This window comes from Microbacterium sp. Z10_103, assembly GCF_058310455.1.
The window spans coordinates 2,337,253-2,358,808 of sequence record NZ_JBZEGK010000001.1 but is presented as its reverse complement, the minus strand read 5'-3'; the positions used below and the strand labels follow the sequence as shown (position 1 = coordinate 2,358,808).

19 protein-coding genes are annotated in these 21,556 nt (G+C 71.1%); 13 read left to right on the top strand and 6 right to left on the bottom strand.

Translation table 11 applies throughout. The features are described from left to right. Positions 1–3 precede the first annotated feature (3 nt). Positions 4–1,035 carry a c-type cytochrome biogenesis protein CcsB gene (ccsB, locus tag AC4FS2_RS11475; protein ID WP_491156726.1) on the top strand — a complete coding sequence of 344 codons (1,032 nt, stop codon included), beginning with the start codon at positions 4–6 and terminating at the stop codon, positions 1,033–1,035. A 139-nt stretch (positions 1,036–1,174) separates the two neighbouring features. Here the strand turns inward: ccsB and AC4FS2_RS11470 are convergent, their stop codons facing one another. Together AC4FS2_RS11470 and AC4FS2_RS11465 are read right to left on the bottom strand one after the other, a co-directional pair. Next, positions 1,175–3,145, bottom strand: a complete 1,971-nt coding sequence (locus tag AC4FS2_RS11470; RefSeq protein WP_491156727.1) for a YhgE/Pip domain-containing protein — start codon at positions 3,143–3,145, stop codon at positions 1,175–1,177. Continuing rightward, positions 3,142–5,997 (bottom strand): MMPL family transporter, encoded by a 2,856-nt coding sequence (locus AC4FS2_RS11465; protein ID WP_491156728.1) that lies wholly within the window; start codon positions 5,995–5,997, stop codon positions 3,142–3,144. The genes AC4FS2_RS11470 and AC4FS2_RS11465 overlap by 4 nt, the downstream gene beginning before the upstream one ends. A gap of 113 nt (positions 5,998–6,110) precedes the next feature. Here AC4FS2_RS11465 and AC4FS2_RS11460 point away from each other — a divergent pair, with 113 nt between their 5' ends. Beyond that, positions 6,111–6,752, top strand: coding sequence for a TetR/AcrR family transcriptional regulator (locus AC4FS2_RS11460; protein ID WP_491156729.1), 642 nt, complete (start codon positions 6,111–6,113; stop codon positions 6,750–6,752). 4 nt (positions 6,753–6,756) lie between these two features. Here the strand turns inward: AC4FS2_RS11460 and AC4FS2_RS11455 are convergent, their stop codons facing one another. Beyond that, a complete protein-coding gene (locus tag AC4FS2_RS11455) occupies positions 6,757–7,752 on the bottom strand; it encodes an o-succinylbenzoate synthase (RefSeq protein ID WP_491156730.1) in 996 nt (331 codons plus the stop codon). Between the two features lie 267 nt (positions 7,753–8,019). Between AC4FS2_RS11455 and AC4FS2_RS11450 the strand changes: the two genes are divergently transcribed. The 3 genes from AC4FS2_RS11450 to AC4FS2_RS11440 are packed head-to-tail and all read left to right on the top strand — an operon-like array spanning position 8,020 to position 10,895. Next, on the top strand, positions 8,020–8,805 hold the full coding sequence (locus tag AC4FS2_RS11450; protein ID WP_491156731.1) for an LLM class F420-dependent oxidoreductase: 786 nt from the start codon (positions 8,020–8,022) through the stop codon (positions 8,803–8,805). Beyond that, positions 8,805–9,704, top strand: a complete 900-nt coding sequence (locus AC4FS2_RS11445) for a 1,4-dihydroxy-2-naphthoyl-CoA synthase (protein WP_491156785.1) — start codon at positions 8,805–8,807, stop codon at positions 9,702–9,704. Before AC4FS2_RS11450 ends, AC4FS2_RS11445 begins: the two co-directional genes overlap by 1 nt. A 33-nt stretch (positions 9,705–9,737) precedes the next feature. Then, a complete protein-coding gene (locus tag AC4FS2_RS11440) occupies positions 9,738–10,895 on the top strand; it encodes an AMP-binding protein (RefSeq protein WP_491156732.1) in 1,158 nt (385 codons plus the stop codon). Positions 10,896–10,897: 2 nt separating this feature from the next. Here the strand turns inward: AC4FS2_RS11440 and AC4FS2_RS11435 are convergent, their stop codons facing one another. After that, positions 10,898–11,281, bottom strand: coding sequence for a VOC family protein (locus AC4FS2_RS11435; protein ID WP_491156733.1), 384 nt, complete (start codon positions 11,279–11,281; stop codon positions 10,898–10,900). Between the two features lie 67 nt (positions 11,282–11,348). Between AC4FS2_RS11435 and AC4FS2_RS11430 the strand changes: the two genes are divergently transcribed. After that, complete coding sequence (locus AC4FS2_RS11430; RefSeq protein WP_491156734.1) at positions 11,349–12,323, top strand: 1,4-dihydroxy-2-naphthoate polyprenyltransferase; 975 nt, start codon at positions 11,349–11,351, stop codon at positions 12,321–12,323. A 40-nt stretch (positions 12,324–12,363) separates the two neighbouring features. Here AC4FS2_RS11430 and AC4FS2_RS11425 read toward each other — a convergent pair whose 3' ends face one another. Further along, entirely contained in the window at positions 12,364–12,675 is a 312-nt protein-coding gene (locus AC4FS2_RS11425) for a DUF4229 domain-containing protein (protein ID WP_491156735.1), read from the bottom strand. Between the two features lie 76 nt (positions 12,676–12,751). Between AC4FS2_RS11425 and AC4FS2_RS11420 the strand changes: the two genes are divergently transcribed. Genes AC4FS2_RS11420 through AC4FS2_RS11410 form a run of 3 tightly spaced genes read left to right on the top strand, consistent with a single transcriptional unit; the run spans position 12,752 to position 15,881 of the window. After that, the gene (locus AC4FS2_RS11420) at positions 12,752–13,189 is read left to right on the top strand and encodes a PLDc N-terminal domain-containing protein (protein WP_491156736.1); all 438 of its coding nucleotides are present in this window, start codon (positions 12,752–12,754) and stop codon (positions 13,187–13,189) included. Positions 13,190–13,191: 2 nt separating this feature from the next. Beyond that, on the top strand, positions 13,192–14,979 hold the full coding sequence (gene menD / locus AC4FS2_RS11415; protein ID WP_491156737.1) for a 2-succinyl-5-enolpyruvyl-6-hydroxy-3-cyclohexene-1-carboxylic-acid synthase: 1,788 nt from the start codon (positions 13,192–13,194) through the stop codon (positions 14,977–14,979). A 44-nt stretch (positions 14,980–15,023) separates the two neighbouring features. After that, entirely contained in the window at positions 15,024–15,881 is an 858-nt protein-coding gene (locus AC4FS2_RS11410) for a PPK2 family polyphosphate kinase (RefSeq protein ID WP_491156738.1), read from the top strand. Positions 15,882–15,922: 41 nt separating this feature from the next. Here the strand turns inward: AC4FS2_RS11410 and AC4FS2_RS11405 are convergent, their stop codons facing one another. Next, positions 15,923–17,203 carry an isochorismate synthase gene (locus AC4FS2_RS11405; protein WP_491156739.1) on the bottom strand — a complete coding sequence of 427 codons (1,281 nt, stop codon included), beginning with the start codon at positions 17,201–17,203 and terminating at the stop codon, positions 15,923–15,925. Positions 17,204–17,317: 114 nt separating this feature from the next. Between AC4FS2_RS11405 and AC4FS2_RS11400 the strand changes: the two genes are divergently transcribed. The 4 genes from AC4FS2_RS11400 (at position 17,318) to AC4FS2_RS11385 (ending at position 21,146) form a co-directional block, all read left to right on the top strand. Beyond that, entirely contained in the window at positions 17,318–17,848 is a 531-nt protein-coding gene (locus tag AC4FS2_RS11400; RefSeq protein WP_491156740.1) for a DUF402 domain-containing protein, read from the top strand. 93 nt (positions 17,849–17,941) lie between these two features. Beyond that, entirely contained in the window at positions 17,942–18,625 is a 684-nt protein-coding gene (gene ubiE, locus AC4FS2_RS11395) for a bifunctional demethylmenaquinone methyltransferase/2-methoxy-6-polyprenyl-1,4-benzoquinol methylase UbiE (RefSeq protein WP_491156786.1), read from the top strand. A gap of 9 nt (positions 18,626–18,634) precedes the next feature. Continuing rightward, on the top strand, positions 18,635–19,696 hold the full coding sequence (locus AC4FS2_RS11390) for a polyprenyl synthetase family protein (protein WP_491156741.1): 1,062 nt from the start codon (positions 18,635–18,637) through the stop codon (positions 19,694–19,696). A gap of 64 nt (positions 19,697–19,760) precedes the next feature. Beyond that, positions 19,761–21,146: an FAD-dependent oxidoreductase gene (locus tag AC4FS2_RS11385; RefSeq protein ID WP_491156742.1), complete on the top strand. Its 1,386-nt coding sequence runs from the start codon at positions 19,761–19,763 to the stop codon at positions 21,144–21,146. Positions 21,147–21,556: the final 410 nt, after the last annotated feature.

The window sequence follows — 21,556 nt, the reverse complement described above, 5'->3', positions numbered from 1 at the left end:
ACCATGCCCGGAACCGAAACGCTCACGCTCGACGCGGTCTCCGTGCTGCTGGTGTGGACCGCCATCGCGATCTACGTTCTCGCCTTCATCGCCTACGCCGTCGACCTCGCCCGACGCTCCGATGTCGCCGTCAAGGCTCAGGATGCTGCGCGCGAGCGCGAGCTCGTGACCGCCGGCGCCGCATCCGGAGCCGTTGCCTCGCCCTCGACCACCCGCGGCGGCGGGGCAGACCCGGCCGACGCGAAGCCGCGGTTCGTATGGGGACGCATCGGCACGTCGTTGACCGTGCTCGCGTTCCTCTTCCACGTGGCCGGCGACGTCACACGCGGCATCGCGGCCGAACGGGTGCCGTGGTCGAACATGTACGAGTTCGCCCTCACCGGCACGATGCTCATCGTGGCGGTGTACCTGGTCGTGCTCTTCCGCTACGACCTGCGGTTCCTCGGCTCGTTCATCACCGGGCTCACCGTCGTCCTCCTGGGCGGCGCCACACTGGCCTTCTTCGTCGAGGTGGTGCCGCTGGCCGACCCGCTGAAGTCGGTGTGGCTCGTCATCCACGTCTTCGTCGCGTCGCTGGCGACGGCCCTGTTCGCCCTGGCGTTCGGGCTCTCGGTGCTGCAGCTGATGCAGTCGCGCCGTGAGCAGCGCGTGGCGGCGGCCGCCGCATCCGGAGACGCTTCCGGGAAGACCGGGCTCCGGTTCCTTCGCACCATCCCGTCATCGGAGACGCTCGAGTCGCTCGCGTACCGGTTCGCGATCGTCGGCTTCATCTTCTGGACCTTCACGCTCATCGCCGGCTCGATCTGGGCGAACGACGCCTGGGGCCGGTACTGGGGCTTCGACACCAAAGAGGTCTGGACCTTCGTCGTCTGGGTGCTCTACGCCGGCTACATCCACGCCCGTGCGACCCGCGGTTGGCGCGGCACCCGTTCGGCGTGGCTGTCGATCATCGGCTTCACCGCGGTGATGTTCAACTTCACGATCGTGAACATGTTCTTTAAGGGCCTGCACGCCTACTCCGGCCTGACCACCTGACCCGACCGTCCCGTCCCGTCCCCCCCGCGCTCCCGCGAGAAACGACATTCCGGCTGAGACACGACGCGTCGCGTAGTGTCTCGCCGAGAATGTGGTTTCTCGCTGGCGGAGCGGCGCGACGGGGGAGCGGGGGAGCGGGTCAGGCGGGGGATGCGGCGAGCAGCGCGCGAGCGGGGAGTGATCGGCGCCGCGCGACCGCGACCGTCGTCGCGACGAACGCCAGCAGCGCCCACACCACGAGCCCGACGATGGCCGCGCCCAGACCATCGGCGGCGGTGAGGGCCGCGAGCATCCCCTGGTACGCCGGGGCCGTGGGCAGGAGACCCGCGACACTCAAGATCACGCCGGGCACGGTCGAGACGACCCCGGTCGCCACGGCCAGCACGCCGATCACGGCGGAGATCCAGCGACCCACGCCACCGAAGACGGCCACCAGCGCCTGGTTCACGGCGGCGAACGCGATGCCGGCGACGGCGGCGACCACCGCGAACAGCGACCAATCGGCCCAGTCGTAGCCGGCGGCGGCCTGCACGACGAGCGCCACGAGCACGCCCTGCACAGCGCCGATCGCGGCGGCCGGTGCCAATCCGCGGAGGGCAAGCACCGCCGACGGCCGGCGGGAGGCCAGTGTCCGGGCGGTGACGGCCCGCAGCACCACGAAGGTTCCGAGCCCGCCGAACCACAGAGCCACCATCACGACGAGGGGCACCGCGGACTCTCCGAAGAGGTTCGTGCCGATGCCCTCCGCTGCGACCGGGTCGGCGACGACGGAGGCGAGGTCCTGGGCCTCGGTGTCGGTGTAGGAGGGCACTTCCTCGACCGCGGTCGACAGGCCCGAGGCCAGGTCGGACGTCCCGGTCTGCAGTTGTGCGACGCCATCGGCGAGGCTCTGCGCCCCGGCCGCGAGCGCTCCGGCTCCCGTCTGCAACTCGCCCGCGCCCGCACCCAGAGAACGCGCGCCCGCTGCGGACTGCGCGGTCCCATCGGCGAGCTGTGTGAGGCCCGACTGCAACGCCTGCGCCTGCGCGGCGGCGGAGCGGAGTCCGCTGGACGATTGCGACGTCAGCTGCGAGACCCCCGCCGACACCTGGTCGGTGGCGTAGTCGGCGGCGCCGGCCGTGTACGCCAGGTCCGCGGCAGACTGCGCCGCCGCGCCGACCTGCCCGCAGAGGACCGGGTCGAGGGTTCCCGCGGCGCACTGCTGCGCCAGGGCGCCCAGTGTCTGCGCGAGGGCTGTTGCCTGGTCCGTCGACTGCTGGGTGTAGTCGGCCGCGGCCTGGGAGCCGGCGACGAGTTCGGGCGCGGCGATCTGGTCGGCTGCCGTGTTGAGGCCCGCGATGAGCTGGCCCACACCGGAAGCGGACTGTCCGATGCCGCCGGCGATGGTGTCGAGACCCGACGCCAGTTCACCGGCGCCGGCCGACAACTGCCCGGCGCCGTCACCGAGCTGCGTGGCACCGGCCGGCAGCTGCGCGGCGCCCTCTGCGGCCTGCCCGGCGCCGTCGGCCAGCTGAGCCGCGCCGTCCGCGGCGGTGCCGAGCTGGTCACCGAGGGTCGTGAAGCCGAGGAAGACGTTCTCGAGGTACACCTGCGACAGCGACGTGCCGAGCAGGGATGCGGCGGCCTGTGTGACCTGCGCGGAGATCGCGTCGTCGACCACGAGGCTGTCCGGCGGAGTGGAAACCTCGATCGTCGCCTGCTCGGGTGTGCCGCTGCCGGGCGAGGTGGACGTCGCCGCGGCGGAGAAGTTCTCCGGGATCGTGATGACGGCGGCGTACGAGCCGTCAGCCAGGCCGTCCTGGGCGTCTTCCTCGTTGGTGATCGTCCAGTCGAGGTTGCTGGGGAGGTCGTCAGACCCCTCGACGAGGCCCGCGGTCAGCTGGCGTCCGAGCGGGACGGTCTGGCCGTCGATCGTGACCGGCTCGTCGTTGTTCACGATCGCGGCGCTCATCGCGTCGAGGCGCTCGACGGGGTTGTACAGCGCAGCCACGAGCACGCCGCCCAGGAGAACCGGCAGCAGCAGTGCACCGATGATCGTGACCCAGGTCACGGGTCGGCGGGTACCGGCGCGTTCCAGCGGAAGCGCGAGTGGAGAGCCAGAACGGGTCATGCGGTCACCTCGGACAAATCAGTGGAGCGGGGAGAGGGGGCGCGGACCTGGGTGACGGATGCGGTCGCCCATCCGCCGTCGGCGAGCAGGCGCCGGGCGGCGTCGGCGTCGGCCGCAGTGATGAGCAGGGTCCAATCGCCGGTGGCGGCAGCATCCCGGAGGGTGGCGGCGGCCTGATCTCGGAGGGCCCCGTGCGCGACGACGTCGATGCCGTGGATCGCCAGAAGTCCGGGGCGGCCGGTGAGCGCATCCCGCAGCTCGGCGAGAGGATCCTCGGCCTCATCCAGCTGCGCCATGCCGACATGGCTACGCACCCACGCCTCCCGTCCGGGGAGGAGGTGGCCCGCGACCCGCAGTCGCCCCTCGGTGAGCGAGACGCGACCGGCCAGTGCGTACAGCGCCGCCCGCGCCCGACGGGGGTCGTCCGACGTGAGGATGGCGGCCGATCCCGGGTCGACCTCGAGGGAGAGCCCCCCGAACAGCTCGATATCCCCGGCCCCGAGCGCGAGGCCGTCGGCCACGACGACCGCGCGAGACTGCGGCCCCGGCCAATCCTGCAGCGCGATCTCCCGTTCGACGGCTTCGCCCTCGACATCGAGCTTCGGCAGGACACGCTCGAGCCACCGTGGCATCCACCACGCCTTGTCACCCAGGAGAGTCATGAGGGCGGGGATGAGCGTCATGCGGACCAGGAACGCGTCGACGGCGATGCCGACGGCCAGGCCCAGTGCGATGGGCTTGATGGAGGAGTCTCCTTCGGGCACGAACGCGGCGAAGACGGCGAACATGATGAGCGCTGCGGCGGTGACCACGCGCGCCGTGGCGGAGAACCCGGATCGCACCGCCTCCACGGCGATCGCTCGGGCGTCGGCACCCGCCGCGCCGCGAGCGCGCGCATGCACGTAGTCCTCGCGCATCCGGGTGACGAGGAAGACCTGGTAATCCATCGCGAGGCCGAAGAGCACCCCCATGAGCACGATCGGCATGAAGCTGATGACCGGGCCGACCCGGGTGACGTGGAGGAGATCGGCGAACCATCCCCACTCGAACACCGCCGCCACGGCGCCGAAGGCGGCAGCCACCGACAGCAGGTACCCCAGGGCCGCGGTCAGCGGCACCGCGATGGAGCGGAACACGACCATCAAGAGGAGGAAGGACAGTCCGACCACGAAGATCCCGAAGGGCACCAGCGCCGCTCCCAGGCGATCGGAGATGTCGATCGCGACGGCGGTGAAGCCGGTGACTTTCAGGTCGATCCCGTATTCGTCGAGCCACTCGTCGTGGTGCGAGCGCAGCTCGCGCACGAGGTCTGCGGTCGCGGGGTCGTCGGGTGCCGTCTCCGGGACGATCTGCACGATGCCGGTGTCGGCGGTCTCGTTCGGCGTCGCCAGCGCGACCTCCTTCACGCCCGGCAGGGCTTCCACCTCGGCCGCGAGGTCTTCCATGAGGCCGAGCGGATCGGTCGAGGTCACGATGGTGCCGGTGAGCACGAGCGGACCGTTGAACCCTGGCCCGAAGTGCTCGGCGGCCAGGTCGTAGCTCTGCCGCGCCGAGTTGTCCTGGGGCAGAACGCCGGCGTTCGGCAGCGCGAGCGCGAGGCTCCCGGCGGGGATCGCCATCGTCCCGAGGCCCACCACGACGGCGACGGCGGTGACCAGCGGATGCCGCGACACCAGCGCGACCCAGCCGTTGGTGCGCTTCGGCGCCGATACGGGCGTTGCGCGAGTCGCGGGGGTCGTGCGCGGGAGGACGGCCTCGCCGGGCTTCTCCACGGGCGCGTCAGCGTGCGAGGTCGCCGCCGCTGACCTCCGCGACCGGCGCCCGCCGACGCGCCCCGCGGCACGCCGGCCGACGAAGCCGAGAAGGGCAGGGGTGAGCGTCAGGGAGACGACGACGGCGATGGCGACGGCGACGGATGCGGCGATCCCCATCGTCGTGAGGAACGGGATGTTCGCGAACGAGAGCCCGATGAGGGCGATGAGCACGGTGATGCCGGCGAAGGTCACGGCAGATCCGGCCGTTCCCGTCGCCCGTGCGGCCGACTCCTCCGGGTCCATGCCGTCGCGCACCTGGTCCTGATGTCTCGCGGCGATGAACAGGGCGTAGTCGATGCCGACGGCCAGGCCGAGCATGAGTGCGAGCAGCGGCGTGGTGGAGGAGATCGTGGCGAAGGCCGTCGCGAGCAGGATCAGCGCCATGGACAACCCCACGCCGAGAATCGCGGTGAGCAGGGGGAGCCCGGCCATCACGAAGGAGCGGAACGTGACGATCAGCACCAGCAACGCGATGATCAGGCCGACCGCCTCGGTGATGGTGACGCCGGGGATGGAGGTGGCGAACAGATCGCCGCCGAGCGCGATCTGGGCACCGTCGGGCAGGTCAGCGGCGAAGGCGTCGGTGGCCGCTCGCAGGGCGTCCTTCGACTCGGCAGAGACGCTCGTGGCCTGGCCGTCGAACTGCAGGCGCACGATCGCCGCATCCGCCTCATCGGTGACGAGACCCGACACGGCCTCGTCGAATGGATCGGTGACGGCGAGCACGCCGTCGATGTCCTCCAGCTCGGAGACGAGCGATGCGATGCCTGCGGCGTAGGGGTCTTCATCGACGCGGTCGCCGTCAGCGGCGACGAGCACGATCTGGGCGCTGGTGCCCGACACCTGCGGGAAGGTGCGGGACAGCTGCTGGAGACCCTCTTGCGACTCCGTGCCCGGGATCGAGAACGAGTTGTCGGTGCCCTGATTCAGGACGAGCGCGCCGCCGCCGGCGGCGAGCAGGACGACGATCCAGGCGACGAGGACGCGCCAGCCATGGCGGTACGACCAGCGTCCCAGCGAGGCGAGGAGAGTGGACAACGAAGGCTCCGATCGGTCAAGGTCCGATACAACGCTGTACCCGATACACAGATGTATCGTAATAACCGAACGTCTGGTTAGGCTGGACGATTCGTGTGAAACGGAGGAACGAGATGTCCGACACCCCCGTCACTGGGCCCCGCCGTCGGGAAGCCACCCGCCAGCGGTTGCTGGATGCGGCCACCGAGGTCTTCGCCGAAGTCGGGCTCGATGCCACGTCCGTCGAAGCCGTCTGCGAACGCGCCGGTTTCACCCGCGGGGCCTTCTACTCCAATTTCGCCTCCAAGGAGGAGATGTTCCTCGAACTGGCTGCTGCCGTCGCCGAAGAGCGGATCGCCGAGTTCGAGGCGCGGGTGGCGCAATTGGAGGGCGAGGGATCGCTCGCGGCCACCCCGGAGACGGCGCTGGGACTGGTCGAGCGCGTGCTCGACCTCCCCGGCGACGATCGGCTCGGAGTCCTCCTCATGAGTGAGATCCGCATGCGCGCCCTGCGCACGCCGGCCATGGCGGAGGCGTTCCTCGCGCAGGACGCGTCGATGCGAGGCAGCATCGCCCGCACCATCGGCGAGATCGCGCGGGCGACCGGCCTGCGACTGGCCGTGCCGGCGGACGATGCCGCCCGGGTGCTCTTCCTCGTGTGGGAGGGCACGATGACGCGCGCCGTGATCGCCGGCCGTGACCGCCTCGGCGCTCAGCGCGAGGTGCAGAACAGCATCGCGGTCGTCGTTCCGCTGCTGATCGCCAAAGAGGACTGACCTCTCAGGACGACGCGAGCATCGCGTGGCACCGGGCCAGCCGCGCGACCCACCAGTCGCGACGGTCCCGGGGCGCGGCGAGGGATCGTAGACGCTCCGGCGAGGGCGCGAGAGCCTGCACCGGCAGCATCCCGTCGCGTGGTGCCAGGGGAGGATCGGCGACGTCGCTGAGGAACAACGCCGAGGTGCCCAGGCCGCAGTCGTAGTCCAACTCGGGAAGGGACGCCGCCAGCGCGACGCCCATCGCGAGGCCGATCGAGGTGTCCAGGGCGCTGGAGACAACGGCGGGGAGACCGGAGGCGGCGACGATCTCGAGTGCCCGATGCACGCCGCCGAGGGGCTGGGCTTTGATCACGAGAAGATCGGCCGCGCCGGCGCGCGCCACGCGGAGGGGATCGTCCGCCTTGCGCACGCTCTCGTCGGCGGCGACGGGGATGTCGAGGTAGCGGATCCGGTCGCGGACCTGTGCGAGCTCGTCCAGCTGCATGCAGGGCTGTTCGACGTATTCGAGGTCGAAGGGCGCGAGGGCATGGATGGCGTGCTCAGCCTCGTCGACGTTCCACCCGCCGTTCGCGTCGACGCGGATACGGCCCTCCGCGCCCAGAACGTCGCGGACCGCGCGCACCCGCGCCACATCGTCGGCGAGGAGCTGGCCGGGCTCGGCGACCTTGACCTTCGCGGTCCGGCATCCATCGAAACGAGCCAGCACGCCGGGGACGTCGGCGGGCGCCACGGCGGGAATCGTGGCGTTGACCCCGACGCTCTGGCGCAGGGCCGGTGGATGCGGGGTCCAGCCGAAGTCGATCGCCCCCGCCAGCCAGGTGGATGCTTCGCGGTCGTCATACTCCACGAACGGTGAGAACTCCGTCCAGCCCGCGGGTCCCCGCAGGAGCAGCGCTTCGCGGACTTCCACTCCACGGAAGCGTGTCGCCATGGGCAGCGCGACGACGTGCGCATCCTCGAGGAGCTCGTCGAGGGAGGGAAGCGGGGAGGTCACCACCCCATCCTCCCGCTGATCCGCGTCTGGCGCCCGGGGAAGTCGGACGCCGGCGGCCGGCACGCGGCCAAGCGAAGCGTGCTGACCTTGCTCGGCGATCCGGACAAGCTCGCCGCCGAGTACATCGACCGGCCGCTCCAGCTCGCCCGGTCACGGTCATCCTCTCCACCATCATCGGGTTCGGGATCGTCGCCATCGCCGCCTGGGACAGCATCGACGGTTTCCGCAAGGCCCGGCGGGCGCGCCGGCCCGGCGCTCTAGGCTGAACGCATGCTCCTCGACACCCCTGTGCGCATCGGCGTGCAGATCGAACCGCAGCACGCCACCTATCCGCAGATCCGCGACGCGGTACGGCGGCTGGAGGACATGGGCGTGGACATCATCTTCAACTGGGATCACTTCTTTCCGCTGCACGGCGACCCGGATGGTGCGCACTTCGAGTCGTGGACGATGCTCGGGGCGTGGGCGGAGCAGACCGAGCGCGTGGAGTTCGGCGCACTGGTGAACTGCAACAGCTACCGCAACCCCGACCTGCAGGCCGACATGGCGCGGACGATCGATCACATGAGCGGGGGACGGTTCATCTTCGGCACGGGGGCCGGCTGGTTCGCGCGCGACTACGACGAGTACGGCTACGAGTTCGGCACGCCGGGAAGCCGCCTCAAAGACCTCGCCGAGGGGCTGGACCGCGTGGTGGCGCGGTGGGGAAAGCTCAACCCGGCGCCGAGCCGCCGCATCCCGATCCTGATCGGCGGCAAGGGGGAGCAGAAGACGCTCCGGCTCGTGGCCCGCCATGCCGATATCTGGCACAGCTTCGTCGGCCCCGACCAGCTCGCGCACAAGATCGGCGTGATCGAGCGCTGGGGGGAGACCGAGGGGCGCGACGTCTCGGACGTGATCGTCTCCAATGAATTGAAGCAGCGCGACAGCCGCGACGCCGACGCCCTCTTCGATGCCGGCGTGCGGCTGTACACGCTCGGGTGGCCGCCGGGAACCCCGGACTACGACACGGTCGGTGCATGGTTGCGGTGGCGCGACGGGAAGAACGGGTCGTGATGGTCTCCGAACTCTTCGACCCCGCCGAATGGATGCCGGCGCCGGCGAGCGAGCGCTACACCGACATCACCGCGCATGTCTCCTCCGACGGCCGCATCGCCCGGGTCGCATTCGACCGCCCCGAGGTGCGCAACGCCTTCCGCCCCCACACCGTGGACGAGCTCTACACCGCGCTCGACATCGCCCGCCAGGATCCGCGCATCGGCGTCGTGCTGCTGACGGGAAACGGCCCGAGCCCGAAGGACGGGGGGTGGGCGTTCTGCTCCGGCGGCGACCAGCGCATCCGCGGACGCGACGGGTACACGTACGCCGATGACGCCGCGACCGCCCCGGATCCCGCCCGCGCCGGCCGCCTGCACATCCTCGAGGTGCAGCGCCTCATCCGGTTCATGCCCAAGGTCGTCATCGCCGTGGTCCCGGGGTGGGCGGCCGGCGGGGGGCACTCGCTCAATGTCGTCTGCGACCTGTCGATCGCCTCCGCCGAGCACGGTCGCTTCAAGCAGACCGACGCCGATGTGGGTTCGTTCGACGCCGGGTACGGGTCGGCGTACTTCGCCCGGCAGATCGGGCAGAAGCTCGCCCGCGAGGTGTTCTTCCTCGCCGAGGAGTACTCGGCTCAGCGCGCGTACGAGATCGGCGCGGTCAACCGCGTCGTCCCGCACGTCGACCTCGAGCGTGAGGCGATCGCGATGGCCCGCGTCATCCTGGGCAAGTCGCCGACGGCGATCCGGATGCTGAAATTCGCGTTCAACGCGGTCGATGACGGGCTGGTGGGGCAGCAGGTGTTCGCCGGCGAGGCGACGCGCCTCGCTTACGGCACGGACGAGGCCGTCGAGGGTCGCGACGCGTTCCTGGAGAAGCGCGAGCCGGACTGGACCGGGTTCCCGTGGCACTTCTGACGCCGCTCCGCCCGACCGGAGGGTGAGGCCGGCGTGAGACTCGAGGAGATCGACGGGGATCAGCCGCGCGACGTGTTACGCGCGCTCCGCGCGGCGCTCGGCGCCGGCCCCGCCGTCGGGCTCGGATCCACGCGTGGCACGCTTCCGGCGGAGGTTCCCGCCGGAACCGCCGTGGTCGTCACCACCTCTGGGTCCACCGGGGTTCCCAAGGCGGTCGCGCTCAGCCGCAACGCCCTCACCTCCAGCGCCCTGGCCACCGCCGCCCGGATCGGGGAGGGTTCCTGGCTCCTCGCGCTCCCGCCCGCCTACGTCGCCGGCATCCAGGTGCTCGTCCGCTCCCTCGTGGCCGGGCGTGAGCCGGCGATCCTCGCGGGCTCGTTCTCGCCCGAGTCGTTCACCGCCGCCGCGCGGCTCATGGCGTCGAGCGAGAACGGCGAGCGGATTCCCACGTACACGTCGCTGGTTCCCGTGCAGCTGCAGCGGATCGTGGATGCGGCGGCCACCGACAGCGACGTCGCCGCGGCGCTGCGCTCGTTCGAGGCGATCCTCGTGGGTGGGCAGTCGCTGCCCGATGTCCTCCGTGAGCGCGCCGCGGACGCGGGGGCGCGGGTGGTCCGCACGTACGGCTCGACCGAGACCAGCGGCGGATGCGTCTACGACGGCGTCCCTCTGGACGGTGTCCGCCTCCGCATCGTCGACGGGGAGGTGCGGGTCGCCGGCCCGGTGCTCGCAGACGGGTATCTCGGCGACCCGGAACGGACGGAGGCAGCCTTCCCGCGTGACGCGGACGGCACCCGCTGGTTCCGCACCGGGGATACGGGCCTCGTCGATGACGGCGGGATGCTCCGCATCCACGGGCGCATGGACAACGTCATCGTCTCCGGCGGCGTGAACATCTCGCTCGACCGCGTGGAGCGCGTCGTGCGGAGCATCCCCGGCCTGGAGGCGGCCGTCGTAGTGGGCGTGCCGGACGCGACGTGGGGGGAGGCGTCGGTCATCGTCGCACCCCGGGGCGAGGCGTTGCGCAGGAGCGAATCCGAGCAGCTGGACCACGCCCGCACTGCGGTGGCCGACGCCCTCGGCACGCCTGCCCGCCCGTCGCGACTGGTCCTGGTGGACGAGATCGCACACCTGGCGTCGGGCAAACCCGACCGCGAGGCGATCCGCCGCCTGGTGACGTCGCTGCGCTGACGTCAGGTGGCGGGGCGCTCTCCGGTGTCGACGACGCAGAAGCGGTTGCCCTCGGTGTCTTCGAGCACGATCCAGTCGGCGTCCCGGGGATACCCGTGCCAGTCGACCTCTCGTGCGCCGAGGTCGAGGAGCCGTTGCACTTCCGCGGCGTGGTCGTCGGCGTAGAGATCGAGGTGGATGCGCGGCGGATAGTGCTGCGGGTACCCCGTCACCGAGAGTGCGAGGCTCGTTCCGGGACCATCCCAGCCGCCTTTGTCGGGCGGATCGAGCATGACCCAGTCGTCGCTGGGTTCGGCGCGGTTGACGAACCCCAGCGCGGCGCGCCAGAAGTCCCCGGCCCGGGTTATGTCCTCGACGGTCATCACGATGGTGGCCATGGTGAGCATGTCTCCACCCTGCCGAGTCACCCCCGCTGAGGGGAGGGGGTTGCACGCGCGCCTAGGATGGCACTCCGTGGCCGCATCTTCTCGTAAACCTTCCGCTCGCACCAGTTCCGCGCGCCGCCGCCCGGGCGGCAATCCGCAGAAGCGACCCGCTCCGGCCGCCGCGCCCCGGAAGGCCACGGCGGCGGACTGGATCGGCGCAGCGCGGCTGCGCACCCTGCCCCTCGCCGTGAGCCCGGTGCTCGTGGGCACGGGCGCTGCCAACCTCGGGGCGGAGCCCTTCCACTGGGTCATTGCCCTGTTCTGCCTGCTGGTGACCGTGAGCCTCCAGATCGGCGTGAACTTCGCCAATGACTACAGCGACGGCATCCGCGGCACCGACGACCACCGGGTCGGCCCTGCCCGACTGACCGCGGCGCGCAAGGCGAAGCCGCGCACGGTCCTCATCGTCGCCCTGGTCTTCTTCGCCCTCGCCGCGCTCGCCGGACTCGCAGTGGTGATCCGCACGCAGCAGTGGTGGTTGCTGGCGGTCGGTGCCGCGTGCATCGTCGCGGCGTGGTTCTACACGGGCGGAAAACGCCCCTACGGCTACGCGGGTCTGGGCGAGGTGTTCGTCTTCGTCTTCTTCGGGCTGGTGGCCACCCTCGGCACGACGTGGGTGCAGGCCTTCGCGCTCCCTCAAGAGGCGTGGTTCGGCGCGGTGGGTGTGGGGTTCCTCGCGTGCGCGGTGCTGCTCGCGAACAACCTCCGCGACATCGATCAGGATCGCCTTGCCGGCAAGCGCACTCTGACGGTGCGCATCGGCAAGCGGTGGACGCAGGTGCTGTACACGGTGCTCGTGCTGGCCCCGTTCGGCATCGCCGCGTTCCTCGCGCTGTTCTATCCGATCGCGTGGCTGTCGCTGATGGCTCTGCTCGCCGGGCTCCCCGCCATCCTCATCGTCTGGACCTACCGGGTGCCGCGCGAACTCGTCATCGCGCTCGCGCTGACGTCGCTCACATCCCTCGCCTACGCGGCCTTCCTCTTCTGGGCCTTCGTCAGCTGAACCCCCGTCCGACTCGCGGATTCGGAGAAGAGCGCCGGATTCAGCGGTCGGTGCCGGGGCGACGGGATGCTGCGTCGCTCGCCGCATCCTCGGCGTCGGCGTCGGCCCGAGCCGCGGCGCCGCGGCGCGCGGCTCCGCGCGCCTGGGCACGGCGCTCGGCGAGGCCGGAGGTGACATCTTCCAGCGGGCGGCGGAGGAACAACAGCGACAGGGCCAGGCCGATGAAGGCCGCGAAGATGGCGGCGAGCCATGGCAGGTCGCGGAACACCGGGAGCAGCAGAAGTGCACCGAAGGGAACCAGGAACGCCAGCAGCCGCAGCACCGTGTACACCAGGGCCGAGCGCGCGATCATCGGGCCAGTCTAAGCCGCCGCGATCATCGTGCCCACTGCCCGGCCGACGCACAGACATCGCGCCTAGGATGAGACCATGGCGAGGCTGTTGCTGATTCTGGCGCTCGTGGGCACCGCGTTCTGGGTGTACTCGATCGTCGACTGTGCGCTGCAGCCGGCCCAGCGCGCCCGCGGCGTCAGCAAGGGCGCATGGATCGCGATCGTCGTGCTCCTTCCGGTCCTCGGCGGCCTGCTGTGGTTCGTCGTCGGCCGCGGCCGCACCGCCACCGCTGCCGCCCGCCGTGCTCCCGACGATGACCCCGAGTTCCTCGGCAGCATCGGCACGATCGCCGACCAGGACGAACGCATCCGTCGCCTCGAAGAGGAGCTCGCCCAGCTCGACGCTGAGGACGACGACGAACGGTTCCGCTCGGCGCCGCCCACCGAACTCCCGGGCGACGAGCCCGGCACCGCCCCGCCGACCGGAAACGAAGGCGACGACGACGCCCGCGGTCAGCGCGGCGCCGTCGGCTGAGCGTGACCAGCCCCGACCCGCGCCGAGGCGCCTCTCCCGCCACGGACGCCGCCGCCGCTCTCCTCGGAGCGCTGGTGGCGGGTGGCGTCCGGCACGTGGTCCTCAGCCCGGGTTCGCGCTCGCAGGCGCTGGCCCTGGTGGCCGCCGAGCTGGAACGGGCCGGCCGCATCCACCTTCACGTCCGGATCGACGAGCGCGTCGCGGGATTCACGGCGCTCGGCATCGGGCGTGAGACCGGTACCCCGGCCGCCGTCATCTGCACCTCCGGTACGGCCGTGGCCAACCTCCTTCCGGCGGTGCTCGAGTCGCACCATGCCGGCGTGCCGCTGCTGCTCCTCACCGCCGATCGCCCGCCCGAGCTGCGCGGCGTCGGTGCGAATCAGACCACACGCCAGCCGGGGTTGTTCGCGCCGCACGCGCGGTACGACACCGACCTGCCGGTTCCGGATGCCGTCGACCCCGACGGCACCTCGGACCAGACGGTGATGTTGCGGGGCGTCGCCGCCGACGCGCTCGCCGCCGCCCGCGGCGGCACCGGGCGCCCCGCCGGACCCGTGCACCTGAACCTCCCCTACCGCGAACCCCTCGCCGGCCCGACACCTGCCTGGCTGACCGGTGCGCCCGCGACCCGGCCGGCCGCCGGCGATCCCGGCGATCCCGCCGGCACGGAATCGGGAGCGCTGTACCAGGGCGGTGGCGGCATCGGCGGAGCCGACGTCGCGCCCGGGGAGACAGCGCCGCATCTGCTCGCCCGAGGCCCGCGCACGATCGTGGTCGCCGGGGCCGATGCCGGTCCGGCGGCCGAAGAGCTCGCGCATGCGGGCGGCTGGCCGCTGGTCGCGGAGATCGTCAGCGGCGCACGATATGGGCGGAACCTCGTGCACGGGTACCGCGACCTGCTGTCGAACCCCGAGCTGGGTGGCGCGGTCCAGCGCGCCGTGGTGTTCGGCCACCCGACCCTCAGCCGCGAGGTCGCGAGGCTGCTGTCCCGCGACGACGTCGAGGTGATCGCCGTACGCCGACCGGGCGAACCCCTGAACCTCAACGGCTCGACGCTGGGGGTGGACGAGGTGCGTGTCGCCGACGGACCCGCCGACCGTGAATGGCTCGGACGGTGGATGCGGGCATCCGCCGCCGCATCCACCGACCTGTCGCCGCCCGCTCCGGACGCCGACGGGCTTTCTTCGGCCGAGCCCCACGAGCGTCTGGGGGCGATCGCGGCGGAGATGGCGGTCCTGCGCACGCCGCTGGATCGCGCCGGGCTCGTCGACGCGGTGTGGCGCGCGACCTGGCCGCACGACCGCCTCGTCTTCGGCTCCTCGCGTTTGGTGCGGGTGGCCGACGCGGTGCTGGGTGGCAAGAAGGTGCCGGTGCACGCCAACCGCGGACTCGCGGGCATCGACGGCACCCTCGCCACGGCGATGGGAATCGCGCTGGCAAGCCAGACCGACGGGCGCGCCGGCGTGACACGCGTGGTCCTCGGCGACCTTGCCTTCCTGCATGACGTCGGATCGCTCCTCCTCCCGGGTGCCGAGCACGAGCCGCGCATCCAGGTGGTCGTGGGAAACGACGGCGGGGGAACGATCTTCGACGGACTCGAGGTGGCGGAGCTCGCCGGAGCTCAGGCGATGGACCGCGTGCTGTACACCCCGCAGGGGGTTCGGCTCGAGCACCTCGCCCTGGCGTACGGGTGGGAGTACCACCGGCCGACCACCCGCAGCGCCCTGGATCAGCTGCTCACCTCTCCCGTGGGCGGGCGTCAGCTCTTCGAGGTGCCGCTACCCCGCTGAGGAAAAGGATGCGCCGGCGTGCCGCCCGGCGGCAGGATGACTCCATGAGCTCCTCGCCACCGTGGACCACCCCCGCCGCAGATGTCCTTCGCGCAGATCCTGGATTCCGTCTCGCCGACGTCGATCCGCGGTCCACGCCCGGCTACACCGGCGGGAAGTCCGCGGGTACGCGGGAGCTGAAGGCGGGAGGATCCCGGCTCGGTGAGCTGCAGGAGCGCCTCTTCGCGCAGAGTGTCGCGGGCACCGCCGAAGGGTCGGTGCTGCTGGTGCTGCAGGCGATGGACACCGCAGGCAAGGGCGGCGTCGTGCGCCACGTCGTGGGCGCCGTCGACCCGCAGGGAGTCGAGCTCGCGTCGTTCAAAAAGCCCACCGACGAAGAACTCGCCCACGACTTCCTGTGGCGCGTCGAGCGCCGCCTTCCTGTGCCCGGCCGCATCGGCGTGTTCGACCGCTCCCACTACGAAGACGTGCTCATCGGGCGGGTGCGGGCCCTGGCGGCGCCCGAGGAGATCGAAGGGCGATACGACGCGATCGTGCAGTTCGAGGCGGATGCGGCGGCACGCGGCATCCGCTGGGTGAAGGTTCTGCTCCACATCTCCAAGGAGGAGCAGAAGGAGCGCCTGACCGAACGCCTCGACCGGCCCGACAAGCACTGGAAATACAACTCGGGAGACGTCGACGAGCGGCTGCTGTGGGACGAATACATGGCGGCCTATCAGCTCGCGATCGAGCGGACCTCGACAGCCGGGGCTCCATGGCATGTCGTGCCCGCTGACCGTAAGTGGTACGCCCGCCTGGCGGTGCAGCAGCTGCTCCTGGATGCTCTCACCGACCTGAATCCCCGATGGCCGTCGGCCGATTACGACGTCGATGCCGAAAGGGCGCGCCTCGCCGCATCCTGACCATGGCCGGGCCACGCGGCGAAACCCACTGCCGGGAGGGGTCAGGCGAGGGCTTCGACGATGGGACGGAACTTCACGCGCGTCTCCAGGAGTTCTGATTCGGGGTCGCTGCCGGCCACGATCCCGGCACCGGCATAGGCGGTGATGGGGAGGGCGCCGTTGGCCAGCGGCAGGTCGAACTGCGCACAGCGCAACGCGATCGCCCACTCGCCGTCGCCGGAGGCACCGATCCACCCCACCGCGCCGGCGTAGCGTCCGCGGTCGAACGGCTCCAGCCGGCGGATCAGATCCATGGCCACGGAGGTGGGGGTTCCCGCCACCGCCGCCGTGGGATGCAGCGCCGCGACCAGGTCGAGCGAGGAGGACCCGTCATCCAGCACGCCTTCGACGTCGGTCGCCAGGTGCCACACGTTCGGAAGGCGCAGCGTGAAGGGCTGCTCGCCCGCGGCCAGGGCGCTGGTGTGCGGGCGGAGCGAGGCGAGGACGCTGTGCACGGCGAAGCGGTGCTCGTCCTGGTCTTTCGTGCTGTCGGTCAGGGCGAGGGATGCCGCGGCGTCGGCGTCGGCTTCCGCGCCGCGGGCGATCGTGCCGGCGAGCACGCGCGCGGTGACGGTGCCGCCGGACACCGTCACGAGGGTCTCCGGACTCGCGCCGATGAGGCCGTCGACGGCGAAGACCCAGCAGTCCGGGTACCCGATGAGGAGAGCCCGGACCAAGCGGCGGAGGTCGGCGCCGGACGGCACCGTTCCGACCACGTCGCGGGCGAGCACGACCTTGTCGACCTCGTGGCGGGCGATGGCACCGAGAGCGTGCCGCACGGCGTCCTGGTACCCCTCCGCGGTCATCCGGCCGGGGCCCACGGTGGCAGACCAGTGCGGGCCGAACGGCGTGGGGGAGGGGAGTTCCGCGGCGGCAGCGGCCGGGGAGCGGTCGTCGACGGAGACCTGCGTGACCCAGGTCCGCCCGCCGCGCCGGCCGACGAGGGTGGCGGGGACGGTGAGGATGCTGCCGCGCGGCGAGTCCGGGTCGAAAGCGAACGAGCCGAGTGCGACGAGACCCGTACCGGGCACGTCCACGGGATCGTCGACGTCGGCGGCGGCGGCGACGGCGCGCCAGCGCGCTGCGAGGTCCGCCGCGGGCACCGGGGTCCCCGGCACAGCCTCCAGACGCAGGGCCACCCCGAAGGCGGCCAGAGCATCGCCGCGGCGGCTCCAGAAGAGGGGATCTTCGGCGTCGGCGTAGACCAGGACATCCTCGACGTCATCGACCTCACGGGTCACGACGCGGAGCCGTGGAACCTCGGACGACGCGGGGGACTGCACGGTGCCAGCCTAGTTCGCGCCCCGTACCCTCGGTTCGCGGGGCGTCCCCGTCGCGGGGCCGTCGAAGCGTCCGAGAAGCGCCCGCTCGCGAGGGCCTGTCCCTAGACTGCGGGGATGACTGCACCGCCCGAACCCGGCACGCGCCTGCTCTTCCGCTGGCGGAAATGGGATGGTGCGCCGCACTGGGAGCACGACTGCGTCTTCCTGGGTCGCGACGAGCACGGCGACTGGGTGGGGCAGCAGGCCGGATGGCGCAGCGCCCGGCCGGGGCGGGAGATGCCCGCTCCCCAGCCGAACGTCACGCTGATTCCGCCCGGCGGGCAGTGGGCGTTCACGGCGAATGCTGCGCCGCATCCCACCCGGGTCTACATCGACCTGGCGTGGGACGTCCGGTGGGGCGAAAGCGGGGAGCCGACCGGCATCGACATGGACCTCGACGTCGTGGAGCACGAGGGCCGGGGCATCTGGATCGACGATCGCGACGAGTGGGACGAGCATCGCGTTCAGTACGGATACCCGCTCGACATCGTCGAGCGACTCGAGTCCGTCGCCGTCGATCTGGAGCAGCGCGTGCGACGTCGCGACGCCCCCTTCGACGACGCCACGATCGCCCGCTGGCTGAGCCGGCTCGCCTCGTTCGCCTGAGCCGTGGAGTCCGCGGACCCGGCCTAGACTCGTCGGGTGACCTCCGAGCCGAACCGTGCCGACCTCGGCAAAGACCCGGCCCGCGTGGCGGGCATGTTCGATCAGGTCGCGCCGGCCTATGACCGCACGAACACCGTGCTGAGTCTGGGGAACGACCGGTTCTGGCGGGTCGCGACGACCCGGGCGATCGGGCCGCGCCCCGGTCAGCGCATCCTCGACCTCGCGGCGGGCACGGGCGCAAGCTCGGTGTCGCTCGCCCGGAGCGGCGCCGAGGTCGTCGCCGCCGACTTCTCCCCGGGGATGATCGCGGAGGGCCGGCGTCGGTACGGCGGCATCCCGAACCTGTCGTTCGTGCAGGCCGATGCCACCGCACTGCCGTTCGAGGACGCGGAGTTCGACGCGGTCACGATGTCGTTCGGGCTGCGCAACGTGAACGACCCTCGGAAGGCGCTGCGTGAACTGCGTCGCGTGACCAAGCCGGGCGGCCGGATCGTGGTGTGCGAGTTCTCCCACCCCCCGTCGCGACCCTTTGCGGGCCTGTACCGCTTCTACAACGGGCGGGTGCTGCCCGTGATCGCGAAGACCGTCAGCTCCAACGCGGAGGCGTACGAGTACCTCAACGAGTCCATCCGCGACTGGCCCGACCAGCGCACCCTCTCCGCTTGGCTTCGCGAGGCGGGATGGACCGACGTGGCCTACCGCAATCTCTCGTTCGGCATCGTTGCGCTGCACCGAGGCACCGCTCCCGCTTCGGAAGCCCCCAGCGCGGCGGGGTAGGCTGGGATGGTGACCCCCAGACCTTCCGCTGCGGGCTCGCAGATGGCGGGCAAACTGGGCCTCACCGACCGCATCTTCGCGGGCGTCCGCTCCCGCAGGCTCCTCGCCACCGTCGAGGCGGGTCTCGAGCGCGTCGACCGGAACCTCGCCGAAGAGCTTCGCATCGCCGATTCCCTGGCGGATGCGACGAGCCGCTACCTCTACGAAGCCGGCGGCAAGCGCCTCCGTCCGATGCTCGCGATCCTCACCTCTCAGCTGGGTGACGGTGTGACCGATGATGTCGTCGACGGCGCGACCGCGCTGGAGATGACTCACCTCGGTTCGCTGTACCACGACGACGTCATGGACGGCGCAGACGTCCGCCGCGGCATCCCGAGCGCGCAGACGGTGTGGGGCAACAACGTCGCCATCCTCACCGGCGACCTCCTCTTCTCCCGCGCGAGCCGGATCATGGCACGCCACGGCGACCGCGCCATTCGGCTGCAGTCAGACACCTTCGAACGCCTCGTCCTCGGGCAGATGCACGAAACCGTCGGACCGCACCCCGACGACGACCCGGTCGAGTTCTATCTGCAGGTGCTCTTGGACAAGACCGGGTCGCTCATCGCCGCCGCCGCCCAGGCCGGCGTGATCTTCTCCCACGGCCCGGAGGAGTTCGAACAACCCCTCCGCGTCTTCGGCGAGAAGGCCGGCGTCGCGTTCCAGCTCCTCGACGACGTGCTCGACCTCTCCGACGCTCCGGACGAGACCGGGAAAGTGCCCGGCACCGACCTGCGCGCGGGCGTGCCGACGATGCCCTACCTGCTCCTCGGACAGCGCGAGGATGCGGCATCCCGCGACCTGGTGGCGCGCATCGATGACGGCGTGGCCCGTATCGCCGACGGCTCGGACGCGGCCCTGCTCGACAGTCCCCTCGCCGAGTTGCGCGAGCACCAGGCCACCCGCGCGACCCTCGACCTCGCCCGCGCCTGGTCGGCCGAGGCCATCGCTGCCCTGGACCCGCTTCCAGATGGAGCCGTGCGCGAAGCGTTGAGCCGGTTCGCGCAGGCTGTGGCCGACCGCTCCAGCTGATGTCGCATCCGACACAGCGCGATACCTCGCGGCTTCCGCCGCATCCGAATCCGAAAGGATCCTCATGACTCAGCTCAGGCTGGCCATCGTCGGCGCGGGACCCGCGGGCATCTACGCCGCCGACATCCTCCTCAAGGCCGAGCGGAAGTTCGACGTGTCGATCGACCTGTTCGAGCAGCTTCCCGCGCCCTACGGCCTGGTCCGTTACGGTGTGGCCCCCGATCATCCCCGCATCAAGGGGATCATCACCGCGCTTCGTGGGGTGCTCGACAGCGGGGACATCCGCCTTTTCGGCAATGTGCGCTTCGGGGAGGACATCACCCTCGACGACCTCAAGCGGCATTATCACGCGGTCATCTTCGCGACCGGCGCCATCCGCGACACGAGCCTCGACATCCCCGGCATCGACGCGGAAGGTTCGTATGGCGCGGCCGACTTCGTGAGCTGGTTCGACGGGCACCCCGACGTGCCGCGCACGTGGCCGCTGGATGCGCAGTCGGTCGCCGTGATCGGAAACGGCAACGTCGCGCTCGATGTCTCCCGGATGCTCGCCAAGCACGCCGACGATCTCCTCTCCACCGAGGTCCCGGCGAACGTGTATGAGGGCCTGAAGGCTTCGCCGGTGACGGACGTGCATGTCTTCGGACGCCGCGGCCCCGCCCAGGTGAAGTTCACGCCGCTGGAACTGCGCGAGCTCGGCGAGCTGCGCGACGTGGACATGGTCGTCTACGACGAGGACTTCGACTACGACGAGGCATCGAAGGCGGCGATCGCCAGCAACAAGCAGGTCATGGTGATCGACCGCATACTCCAGTCGTGGCGAAAGCGCCCGAGCGCGAACAATGCCGCCGCCGCGGCAGGCGGCGGGGCGTCGCGACGCCTGCACCTGCACTTCTGGGCCAAGCCGGTCGAGATCAAGACGGATGAGTCCGGCCACGTGTCGGCGTTCGTCTATGAGCGCACGCGGCCGGACGGCGAGGGCGGAGTCGCCGGCACCGGCGAGCTGCGCGAGGTTCCGATCCAGGCGCTGTACCGCGCCGTGGGGTACTTCGGGTCGCCGCTGCCTGGTGTGCCCTTCGACACGCGGCACGGGGTCATCCCGAACCGCGAGGGCCAGGTGCTGCACGGCGACTCCAACGAGCCGGTTCCCGGCGTCTACGCGACGGGCTGGATCAAGCGCGGGCCGGTCGGGCTCATCGGTCACACGAAGTCGGACGCGATGGAGACCGTGCGTCACCTCATCAACGACCAGGGATCGTGGTGGCAGCCGGAGGATCCGTCGGAGGGTGCGATCCCCGCTCTCCTGGCCTCGCGCGGGGTCCGCTGGACCGACCTCACCGGATGGCACCGCCTCGACGAGCACGAGGTCGCCCTGGGCCTCCCGCACGAGCGCGCCCGCATCAAGGTCGTCCCGCGGGACGAGATGGTCGCGATCTCCCGCGGCGAGTAGCCCGTTCGGGGCTTGAGCCGGTTCGGGCTTGGGCTGCTCGGGCTTGGGCTTGGGCTTGGGTTTGGGCTTGGGCTTGGGCGGCTCGAGTGTGGGGTTGGGCTTGGGCGGCTCGGGCGTGACGGGCTCGGGCTTGAGCGGCTTGAGCTTGACGGGCTCGGTTTGAGCGGCCCGGGAGGAGATGGCGCTTCGGGAGGGCGGGACAGGGGGTTTTCGTCCTCCGTAGTGCACTTCTCCTCCCTGGGCGCTCGCCCCGGCGCCACACCGGACCCCGCCTGGCCCGCTCCCGTGCTCTTCGGGAGGGGATGGCGCTTGGGGAGGGTGGATCTGCGGGTTTGGGTCCTCCGTAGTGCACTTCTCCTCCCTGGGTGCTCGCCCCGGCGCCCGCATCGGACCCCGCCTGGCCCGCTCCC

Bases quoted from the DNA above. Each gene is read 5' to 3' on its own strand.
- AC4FS2_RS11435 (WP_491156733.1), bottom strand. From the start codon at position 11,281: ATGCTCACCATGGCCACCATCGTGATGACCGTCGAGGACATAACCCGG.
- AC4FS2_RS11400 (WP_491156740.1), top strand. From the start codon at position 17,318: ATGACTGCACCGCCCGAACCCGGCACGCGCCTGCTCTTCCGCTGGCGG.
- ubiE (WP_491156786.1), top strand. From the start codon at position 17,942: ATGTTCGATCAGGTCGCGCCGGCCTATGACCGCACGAACACCGTGCTG.
- AC4FS2_RS11445 (WP_491156785.1), top strand. From the start codon at position 8,805: ATGGTCTCCGAACTCTTCGACCCCGCCGAATGGATGCCGGCGCCGGCG.
- AC4FS2_RS11410 (WP_491156738.1), top strand. From the start codon at position 15,024: ATGAGCTCCTCGCCACCGTGGACCACCCCCGCCGCAGATGTCCTTCGC.
- ccsB (WP_491156726.1), top strand. From the start codon at position 4: ATGCCCGGAACCGAAACGCTCACGCTCGACGCGGTCTCCGTGCTGCTG.
- AC4FS2_RS11450 (WP_491156731.1), top strand. From the start codon at position 8,020: ATGCTCCTCGACACCCCTGTGCGCATCGGCGTGCAGATCGAACCGCAG.
- AC4FS2_RS11420 (WP_491156736.1), top strand. From the start codon at position 12,752: ATGGCGAGGCTGTTGCTGATTCTGGCGCTCGTGGGCACCGCGTTCTGG.
- AC4FS2_RS11385 (WP_491156742.1), top strand. From the start codon at position 19,761: ATGACTCAGCTCAGGCTGGCCATCGTCGGCGCGGGACCCGCGGGCATC.
- AC4FS2_RS11470 (WP_491156727.1), bottom strand. From the start codon at position 3,145: ATGACCCGTTCTGGCTCTCCACTCGCGCTTCCGCTGGAACGCGCCGGT.
- AC4FS2_RS11425 (WP_491156735.1), bottom strand. From the start codon at position 12,675: ATGATCGCGCGCTCGGCCCTGGTGTACACGGTGCTGCGGCTGCTGGCG.
- AC4FS2_RS11460 (WP_491156729.1), top strand. From the start codon at position 6,111: ATGTCCGACACCCCCGTCACTGGGCCCCGCCGTCGGGAAGCCACCCGC.